Annotated in this window: 3 protein-coding genes; all 3 read left to right on the top strand. The window is 59.4% G+C overall.

The genetic code is table 11. The features are described from left to right. On the top strand, positions 1–715 hold a 715-nt coding region (locus tag EN935_RS31335), incomplete at its 5' end, for an ABC transporter substrate-binding protein (RefSeq protein WP_245489097.1). Between the two features lie 82 nt (positions 716–797). Continuing rightward, a complete protein-coding gene (locus tag EN935_RS31340) occupies positions 798–1517 on the top strand; it encodes an ABC transporter permease (RefSeq protein WP_109671231.1) in 720 nt (239 codons plus the stop codon). After that, positions 1514–2335: an ABC transporter permease gene (locus tag EN935_RS31345; RefSeq protein WP_127265452.1), complete on the top strand. Its 822-nt coding sequence runs from the start codon at positions 1514–1516 to the stop codon at positions 2333–2335. The genes EN935_RS31340 and EN935_RS31345 overlap by 4 nt, the downstream gene beginning before the upstream one ends. The last annotated feature ends 72 nt before the right edge of the window (positions 2336–2407 follow it).

Here is a 2407-nt window from a genome sequence, read left to right on the forward strand (position 1 = left end):
GGAAAAGACCCTGCGGATCGGCACCGAAGGCGCCTACCCGCCATTCAACAATTTGACGTCCGACGGCCAGCTCGTGGGCTTCGACATCGACATCGCCAAGGCGCTTTGTGATGAGATGAAGGTCAAGTGCACCTTCGTCGCTCAGGATTGGGACGGCATCATTCCAGCTCTCCAGGCCGGCAAGTTCGACGCCATCGTCGCTTCGATGTCGATCACGCCCGAGCGCAAGGAGAAGGTCGACTTCTCGAACAAATACTACAACACGCCGTCGGCGCTCGCCGTGCCCAAGGACAGCACGCTGAAAGGCGTGACCAAGGAAGATCTCGCCGGCAAGTCGATTGGTGTCGCCACCACGACCACGCATTTCAACTATGCTTCGAAGACCTACACCGACAGCACCGTCAAGGGCTATCCGAGCAGCCCCGAGGAGCAGGCAGATCTTGCCAATGGTCGTCTCGACGCCATCGAGGACGATATCGTCGTGCTGCAACAGTGGCTGGATTCGCCTGATGGCGCTTGCTGCAAGATTCTCGGCCAGCCGTCGCCGCAACCGGTCGAGATTTTCGGGCCGGGCGCCGGCATTGCCGTACGCAAGGGCGAGACCGATCTGGTCAACAAGCTCAATTCGGCCATCGATGCCATCCGCGCCAATGGAAAATACAAGGAAATCAACGACAAGTACTTCAAGTTCGACGTCTTCGGCGCCGAGTCCTGATAAACCAGGGGTCAAGACGGCGGGGAATTTCCCCGCCGTCTTTCTATTCGTCTCGGGAACGCCGTGGAGATAAGACCGGTCAATGCCAGCCCAGAGCATATGGACACTTCTCAGTTGGGGACCCGATGGCTGGCTTGACGATATCGCCTATGGCGCACTGATCACCGTCGCGCTTGCGCTTGCCACGCTGCCCATCGGATTGACGATCGGCTTTTTCATTGCACTCGCCAAGCAGTCCGAAGAACCCTCGCTGCGCCTTGCCGCCAACATCTACACCACGGTCTTTCGCGGCCTGCCGGAGCTGGTGACGCTTTTCCTGTTCTTCTTCGGCATGCCGATCCTGCTGCAGCATCTCATCCGGTATTTCAGGCCGGATGCCACCATCGACGTCAACAGCTTCGTCGCCGGGATGATCGTGCTTGCGCTGATCTTCTCGTCCTATGCCAGCGAGGTTTTCCTCTCCGCCTTCCGTGCCATTCCCAAAGGCCAGTATGAGGGCGGCTATGCCATCGGTCTTTCCAACTGGCTGACCATGCGCAAGGTGATCGTGCCGCAGCTGCTGCGCATCGCCTTTCCCGGCCTGGAGAACTGCTGGCTGAGCTTGCTCAAGGACACCTCGCTCGTGTCGGTCGTCGGCCTCGCTGAAACGCTGCGCAATGCCAGCATTGCCGCCCGCGTCACCAAGCACGCTTTCCTGTTCTTTGGCGTCGCCTCCCTGGTCTTTCTTGGCCTGGCCGTCGTGTCGTCCTTCGCCACCAGCGCGATTCTGCGCTCGCTTGGCCGGCGGGAGGCCCAGCGATGAGCGCCACGGCCACAATGGTCGAACGGCCCCCGCCACGGGAACGCGGCTGGCCGCGCAGGCGTATCGTCGGTTATGCGCTGGTCTGCCTGTGGATTTTGTTCGGCATCGGCATCGTCAGCTATCTGGTCCTTGCCTGGAATGCCGACTTCTTCGCCAAATATGCGCCAGCCTATTTGCGAGGGCTTGGGGTAACGCTCGCGCTGGTTTCCATATCGATGGTGCTGGGTGCGATACTGTCGGTGCCTGTCGCTTACGGGCGTATGTCCAGCAACCGGGTCCTGTCCGGCCTCGCCTATTGCTATGTCTATTTCTTCCGCGGCACGCCGTTGCTGGTCCAGACCTATCTGGTCTACTACGGATTGGGCTCGTTCCGCGTCGAACTCCAGTCGGTTGGTCTCTGGGATTTTTTCAAGGACGCGTTCAACTGCGGCGTCTTTGCCTTTGCGCTCAACACCGCCGCCTACCAGGCGGAGATCCTGCGCGGCGCCATAGAGAGCGTGCCAAGAGGACAATGGGAAGGGGCGGCCTCGCTTGGCCTGCACAAATTGCAGACGTTGCGTAAGATCATCCTGCCGCAGGCCTTGATCGTCGCCTTGCGGCCCTATGGCAACGAACTGATCCTGATGGTCAAGGCGTCCGCCATCGTCGCCATCATCACGGTCTACGATCTGATGGGCAATGCAAAGCTCGCCTTCGCCAACTCGTTCGATATTCAGGCCTATATCTGGGTCGCCCTCGTCTATCTGGTGATGGTCGAGATATTGCGCCATGGCATTGAATGGATCGAGCGACGGATCACCATTCACCTGAAACGCTGACTATTTTCAGTTCGGCTGCACCAGTCGATCCGGCCATACGCGTCTTGACGAATTGAGCGCAGAGCCTAGAAC

Source organism: Mesorhizobium sp. M7D.F.Ca.US.004.03.1.1, assembly GCF_003998635.1.
In the GTDB taxonomy this organism is placed as follows: Bacteria; Pseudomonadota; Alphaproteobacteria; order Rhizobiales; family Rhizobiaceae; genus Mesorhizobium; species Mesorhizobium loti.

Bases quoted from the DNA above. Each gene is read 5' to 3' on its own strand.
- EN935_RS31340 (WP_109671231.1), top strand. From the start codon at position 798: ATGCCAGCCCAGAGCATATGGACACTTCTCAGTTGGGGACCCGATGGC.
- EN935_RS31345 (WP_127265452.1), top strand. From the start codon at position 1,514: ATGAGCGCCACGGCCACAATGGTCGAACGGCCCCCGCCACGGGAACGC.